This is a genomic window from Streptomyces sp. NPDC002619 (assembly GCF_042889305.1).
In the GTDB taxonomy this organism is placed as follows: Bacteria; Actinomycetota; Actinomycetes; order Streptomycetales; family Streptomycetaceae; genus Streptomyces.
Genome location: NZ_JBIAQV010000112.1, coordinates 1 through 6,686 on the forward strand (window position 1 = coordinate 1; position 6,686 = coordinate 6,686).

Annotated in this window: 5 protein-coding genes and 1 pseudogene; 2 read left to right on the forward strand and 4 right to left on the reverse strand. The window is 68.3% G+C overall.

Features of this window, described 5'->3' with window-relative positions; genetic code table 11:
* Window positions 1-105 precede the first annotated feature (105 nt).
* The gene (locus tag ACFYXB_RS45265; RefSeq protein WP_389591311.1) at window positions 106-873 is read right to left on the reverse strand and encodes a transposase; all 768 of its coding nucleotides are present in this window, start codon (window positions 871-873) and stop codon (window positions 106-108) included.
* Window positions 874-988: 115 nt separating this feature from the next.
* Here ACFYXB_RS45265 and ACFYXB_RS45270 point away from each other — a divergent pair.
* Window positions 989-1,911 (forward strand): annotated as a pseudogene (locus tag ACFYXB_RS45270) (IS256 family transposase); the annotation flags it as partial.
* 247 nt (window positions 1,912-2,158) lie between these two features.
* On the opposite strand, the gene ACFYXB_RS45275 reads toward ACFYXB_RS45270, so the two are convergent.
* Entirely contained in the window at window positions 2,159-2,842 is a 684-nt protein-coding gene (locus ACFYXB_RS45275; protein ID WP_389591313.1) for a TetR/AcrR family transcriptional regulator, read from the reverse strand.
* Window positions 2,843-3,001: 159 nt separating this feature from the next.
* On the opposite strand from ACFYXB_RS45275, the gene ACFYXB_RS45280 reads away from it, so the two are divergent.
* A complete protein-coding gene (locus ACFYXB_RS45280; RefSeq protein WP_389591315.1) occupies window positions 3,002-4,354 on the forward strand; it encodes a serine hydrolase domain-containing protein in 1,353 nt (450 codons plus the stop codon).
* 379 nt (window positions 4,355-4,733) lie between these two features.
* Here the strand turns inward: ACFYXB_RS45280 and ACFYXB_RS45285 are convergent, their stop codons facing one another.
* Window positions 4,734-5,183 carry a hypothetical protein gene (locus tag ACFYXB_RS45285; protein WP_389591317.1) on the reverse strand — a complete coding sequence of 150 codons (450 nt, stop codon included), beginning with the start codon at window positions 5,181-5,183 and terminating at the stop codon, window positions 4,734-4,736.
* Window positions 5,184-5,468: 285 nt separating this feature from the next.
* Window positions 5,469-6,686: PP2C family protein-serine/threonine phosphatase (locus ACFYXB_RS45290; RefSeq protein WP_389591319.1), on the reverse strand; the 1,218-nt coding region annotated here is incomplete at its 5' end.

Genomic DNA, 6,686 nt, shown 5'->3' on the forward strand with positions numbered 1-6,686 from the left:
CGACGATTCAGAGTGAGGACAGCCGAAGCGTCAATCGGGGATCGGGTCAGACCCCCGAGCGGTGCCTCCCTCATCCTCACAGTCGGGGATCTTGGATGGTCGGGCTCAAGTACCGAGGGTTCGCCAGGACTTCGGCCGGGGGATGCCGTTCTGATCCAGGAAGGTCTGGAAGGCTGTCGGCGGTCTCGGTGAGGAGGCTCCCTCGGTCACTGACCGGCCGCTGAGGCGTTCGATGTTCACGGCGATGGCCGTGAGTACGTGTTGCAGGTGGGCTTTCGGCTGTCCGCGGTAGCGGCAGTGGCGCATGCCGTGTCCGTGGGCGAACTCGTTGATGGTGCCCTCCACTCCGGAGCGGACCGCGTAACGGGCCTTCCACTCGGGTGTCTGCTGCTCGCTGCGGACGCGGACTTGCAGGTCGCGGAGTTCTCGCGGGGGAAAGCCCACGTTGCGGGCGCTCTCGCGGGAGGTGGTGCACCGAGGGCGGTCTGGACACGGCTGACACTGGCTCTTGGTGAACCGCGCCACGATCAGGGGTGCCGCGGTGGGCGACGAAGTCGGGTAGGGGCCGTGCCAGCCTTTGCTGACCTGGCCTCGGGGGCAGGTGACCTGCCGGTGGTCGAAGTCGATGTGGAAGTCGTCCCGGTCAAAGCCTTCATTCCTGCGGTGCTGGCGGGTGGGGTTGCCCGGCAGCGGCCCGCTCAGGATGATCTGGTGTTCACGGGTGGCTCGTTCCAGGTGGACCAGAGAGGTGTAGCCGCCGTCGACCAGGTGCTCGGCAGGCAGCAGCCCGCGACGTTCCAGGCGGGTGTGGATGCCGGGCAGGGCCTGGCCGTCGTTCGTGGCGGCCGAGGTGGTGGCCACGTCCGTGATCACGTTGGCACTGTCGGAGGCACACGTCTCGGTGACCTGCGCGGCGAACCCCTTCCAGCTGATGATGTGCCCGTGACGGACGTAACGCGCCGTGGTGTCGTAGGGCGAGACGATCGCCGAGGCGAGCGAGGTACTGCCCCTGCTCTATCTGCACGGACTGTCGTCCGGGGACTTCGTGCCCGCGCTGGAGCAGTTCCTCGGCTCGGCGGCCGGCTCTCGCCGGCAACCGTGACCCGGCTGACGAAGCAGTGGCAGGACGACCACGCCGCCTTCCAGCAGCGCGACCTCGCCGAGTCCGACTACGTGTACGTGTGGGCGGACGGTGTGCACCCCAAGGTCCGGCTCGGACAGGCGCACTCCTGTGTCCTGGTGCTGATGGGGGTGCGCTTGGACGGTACCAAGGAGCTGATCGCGCTGGCCGAGGGGCTGCGGGAGTCGACCGAGTCGTGGGCCGACCTGCTGCGTGACTGCCGCAGGCGGGGCATGCGCGACCCGGAGCTGGTCGTCGGCGACGGCGCGATGGGCCTGTGGAAGGCGCTGGCCGAGGTGTTCCCGGCTGCCCGCCATCAGCGGTGCTGGGTCCACAAGGCCCGAAATATCACGAACGCCCTGCCGAAGTCCGCACAGCCGGGCGCGACGAAGGCGATGCAGGAGATCTACAACGCCGAGGACGGCGCGCATGCCGAGAAGGCGATCGAGGCGTTCGCGAAGACCTACGGCGCCAAGTTCCCCAAGGCCGTCGCGAAGATCACCGAGGACCGGGAGGAGCTGCTGGCCTTCTACAACTTCCCGGCCGAGCACTGGATCCACCTGCGGACCACCAACCCGATCGAGTCGACCTTCTCCGCCGTCAAGCTGCGGACCAAGGTCACCCGCGGCGCGGGGAGCCCCTCCGCCGCCCTCGCGATGGTGTTCAAGCTCGTCGAGTCCGCCCAGGCCCGCTGGCGGGCGATCACTGGTGCCTACCTGGTGCCCCTGGTCCGCGCGGGAGCGAGGTTCGGGAACGGCGTCCTGGTCGAGCGGCAGGACCAAGCCGCATGAACCCCTACGACGCCCCGCAGGAAGGGCCGGCCGAGCACCTGCGTTTCGCTGCCTACCTTCGCGAGCTCGCGCAGGTCCGGCTGAGGAGACGGCTCTGGTCAAGAAGGTCCTCACCGATCCAGACCAGACCAGACCGTGGCCCAGTCCGCTGTGCTGCGGCACCTGGACCGCCGGGCCACCGTCCTCCGCCCCGGCCCCGCCTTCGAACCGTGGGCCGGGCGTACCTTCCCGGATGATCGTGTGGTGGTCACCGAGTAGGCCCGCGTTGCAGCGCTTCCAGCCCGTCGAGGATGGCCTGGAGGCCGAACTGGAAAGTGTTGTCGGGCGCCGCGCCGTAGTCGGCGCCGTGGGTGTCCAGGCGGGTGCGCAGCCGAGGGAACTGTGCGGCAGTCTCGCGGGCTTCGGCCTTGGCGTTGCTGATGACCTGTTCGGCGTTGCTGCTGCCTTCGCGCCGCAGTTTGCGGGTGAGCGAGGCTGCTGCGGCTGGGCCGAGGGCGTTGCCGAGGACGAAGGTGAAAACGGCGGCCGCGGCCTGGTCGGCTGCGGCGCCGGCGAATCCCGCGGCCTCGTAGATGGCGAGGAGGTGGTCGTCGTGGCGGGCCTTGCCGGGGCCGAACATGAGGAAGGAGCCGAAGGCCTGCAGCAGCCACGGGTGGCGGGTGAGCATCGCATGCAGGTCGGTGGCCATGGTGGTGGCTGCCGTGCGCCAGTCGACCAGGTCAGGGTCGGGCAGCGTGATTTCGTGCCACAGCTGGTCGCTGGCGAGGGCGATGAGGTTGTCCTTGCTGCCCACGTGCCAGTAGACCGCGGTGGCCGCCGAGCCCAACCGCTGACCCAGTGCCCGCATGTTCAGGCCCTCCAGCCCTTCGGTGTCCAGTAGGGCGATAGCGGCGGTGAGGATCTGTTCGCGGGTCAGCGTGTTGCGGGGCATGGATTCACGATAGCCGTCGACTTGCACGGCGTTCAAGAAACCTCTTGCACTGTGTTCAAGTCGTTCGCTAGCCTTCACTTGAACAAAGTGCAAGTCGCCGCGACGCCCGGTGGACACCTCGGGGTCGTGCCGAACCACACCGACCGAGAGGGAATCGAGATGTCACGCGACGCGCTGGCGGAGTTCGTCGAGGCGAAGGCCAAGGAGTTCGACATCCCGGGTGCAGCGGTGGGGGTCTGGGTGGACGGACGGGAGCTGACCGCCTGTCACGGCGTGACGAGCAATGACAACCCGCTGCCCGTCGACCGGGACACGCTGTTCGTGCTGGGCTCGGTCACCAAGACCTACACGGCGACCGCGATCATGCGCCTGGTCGAGGCGGGGCGGGTCGAGTTGGAGGCGCCGGTCCGCCGCTACGTTCCCGAACTCCGGCTCCCCGACGAGGACGCGGCCGCGCAGATCACCATCCTGAACCTGCTCAACCACACCGCCGGGTTGGACACCCGGATGGTCTTCGACAGCGGAGACGGAGACGACGCGCTGGCCGGCGAGGTGGCCAAGATGGCCGAGGTGGCGCTGATCGGTCCGGTCGGCGGCCGTGCCTCCTACAGCCAGCTCGGCTACAACCTGCTCGGCCGGGTCATCGAGAACGTCACCGGCGAGACCTACGAGGCCGCTGTCGCCTCACTCGTCTTTGAGCAGGTCGGCCTGGCCAACAGCGTCTTCACCGCCGGACAGGCCATCACCCGCCGGTTCGCCGTGGGCCACAACCTCAGCGAAGGGGCGCTCAAGGTCGCCCGGACATGGAAGGACACGCGCGGCAACAACCCGGGCGGCGGCCTGGTGTCCTCGGTCTCCGACCAGCTGCGCTGGGCCCGGTTCCACCTCGGCGGCGGTGACCTGGCGCGGCGGATGCAGGAGCCGACGGTGGAGCTGCACGGCTCCACGCTCGGTGACGCCGTCGGCCTCGGCTGGTTCCTGCGCGACGTGGACGGTGTGCGCACCGTCGGGCACGGCGGATCGACCAATGGCCAGTTCGCCGACCTGCTGCTGGTTCCGGAGCGGGACTTCGCCGTCGTGGCGGTGTCCAACGCCGGACCCGACAGCGGGCTGGAGTTCAATCAGGCCGTGCTCCGCTGGGCACTCGAGCACTACCTCGGCGTGGTCGAGCGCGCCCCCGAGCCGCTCCCGTACGACCCGCAGCGCGCTCAGGAGATCATCGGGCACTACGAGAACGAATTCATGAAGCTGATCATCGATACCGACGGTGACACGATGACGGTTGAATGCCGGATCAAGCCGGAGATCCGCACGGCATCCGAGAGGGAACTGCCGCCGGACCTGCCGCCGGCCGGGCTCGGCCTGCTCCCCGGAAGCGGCGACGAGTACATCGTCACCGGCGGCGGCTTGATCGGCCAGCGCGGTTTCCTCACCCGCGACGCCGACGGCGCCATCATCGGAGCGGACCTGGCCGGACGGCTCTTCAACCGGGCTCCGACACCCGCCGAGTGACACCTGGGAACCCCCGGAGGGCACCGCAGACGAGGCGGGTGACAGCCTCGCCCGGGTCCACAACATTTGACAATTACTCATATCCCGGTCAGCTCGGAGCGCACCCCAGGGCACGGCGTACAGCATCGAAGTACAGCAACCACCGCGACCGCAGCCGCTCTTCACCGACCGCAGGCACATGGGCCCACAGCCGTGCAGACCTCAGCGACCACCCCCCGTAGTTCGCATCGAGGGGCTCCGTGCCCGCTGCGTGCCCGTTCCGAGGGGACGCAACGGGGAGCCACGGGGAACGACGGGCCAGCCTGCGCTCTGTCCCAGGTCGGAGTCTCGGCAGGTCAGCCGAGACCCGCATACGCCGTCTTCCAAACTGGGGCCGTAGCTACTTCTGCAGCTCGCCGATTGGTACCACAAAGGCGATAACTTGAATCGCCATTTCCTTGTCCATCTGGCAGATGGCCAGGCCGAGCGCTCGTTCGCCGCGATCCCAGAAGTTGCCGCTGATCGCTCCCTGCTCTAGCAGCAACTCGGTGAAAGACGACGTCTCACCCCCTGCGAGCCGATGCGTGATGTCGACCAGACGAGGGCCACCCCAGGCGACTGTGGCGGCAATCTCGTAGTTGCGGTGCACCGATGCCAGGTGCTCTCCGGCCGCCGCGGCGGCTGAACCATCATGGTCATCCCAGAACTCATCCGACTCAGCGAGCACGATCGCATGGCCGCTTTCGTTACTGCTAACGGATAGATCACCGTGTACCCATTCGATCCAAGACCCCGGAAACGCCCGCGTCTCGAACTCGGCATAGAGCGCTTGAAGATCCACATCGGGCATGCCCAGAGGCTACATCTTTTCCGTCCAGGGTTGGCGGTCGGACAAGATGAGGCAGATCTGTCAAGAGGGAGTCGACCGGCTGACACCACCGGCTGACACCAACAGGTGCGGACAGCGCCGACCAACGCCGAATCGCAGCAGACGACCAGCCAAGGACTCCTGGCGGTTGACCGCCGTTACCGACACCACATGATCGACCTGATGAGGATGAGGCTAGATCTCAAAGCCTGTGCCGGCGTGGGCGTCGTCATCGACCGTTTGATGGCGCGCGCCGGCTTGACGCGGTCACGTGCGTCGGATGACCAGCACGGCCACGTCGTCGAGGTGGTCCACCGCGACCGCGGCGTCGAGGATGCGGTCGGCGGTCTGCTCGGCGTTCAGTCCGTCGTGGAGGGCTGTGCCGGCCAGTGTTCCGGCTCGCTCCAGTCCGGCGTCCAACGTCAGGCTTGGTCCTTCGACCACGCCGTCGGTGACCATGACCAGCGCGCTGTCCTCGTCCAGGGTGAAGGTCTCCTCGCGGTACTCGGTGTCGGGCACGACGCCCAGGACCGGCCCGCCCGGCAGCTGGCGGATGCTGTGGCTGCCGTCTCTGCGTGCGCACAGCAACGGCACGTGGCCGGCGCTGGTGCCGGTGACCTGTCCGTCGCTCGGGTCGACATGCAGGATGGTGCAGCTGGCGAATCGTGCCGCGCCCATCGTGACGAGCAGCTCGTTGGTGCGCGTCAGCACGGTTGCGGGATCCGGTTCGTGGGCGGCGATCGCGCGTATGGAGGCGCGTACCTGTCCCATGGATGCGGCGGCGTCCACGTCGTGTCCTTGGGCGTCGCCGATCTCCAGGGCGATCGCGCCGTCGGGCATCACGAAGGCGTCGTACCAGTCTCCGCCGATGTCCAGCCCGTCCCGGCTGGGCCGGTAGCGGGCGGCGACCTCCAGGCCCGCCAGGTGCTCGGGCAGCGTGGGGAGCATGGCCTGCTGCAGCGCCGTGGCCAGCTCGACGCGTGCCTGCTGCAACCTGATGCGCCTCAGTGCCTGGCCCGCCAGGTCGGCCAGAGTCCCCATGAGGGTCCGCTCGTCCAAGGACGGCCGGTGTCCGCTGCCGTAGGTGACCAGCCATCCCCCGAGGGGTGGATTGCCGGCCTCGCTGAGGGGGGTGATGGAGACGGTGTAGTCGAAGCCGAGTCGGTCGAGGTGCGGAAATCCGACCCCGTGCGGCCAGCGGCGCCTGCAGTCCTCCCGGTCGGTGACGAACTGCGGCTTGCCGGTGCGGATCGCCTCGCACAGCGCGTTCGGATGGTCCAGCCGCAGGCCGTGCAGGACCTCGACCTCGCATAGGGTTATCCCGGCATCGGTGAAGACGTGCAGGCGGCCGTCGTCGACGAGTGCGAGCAGGGCGCCGCTGGCACCGAAGGTCGCGGCGAGCCGGGTCAGGACGACCTGCCGCAGCTCCTGCCCCGTGGCTGCGGTGATCAAGGCGGAGGAGAAGTCGGCGATCTCCTTGGCACG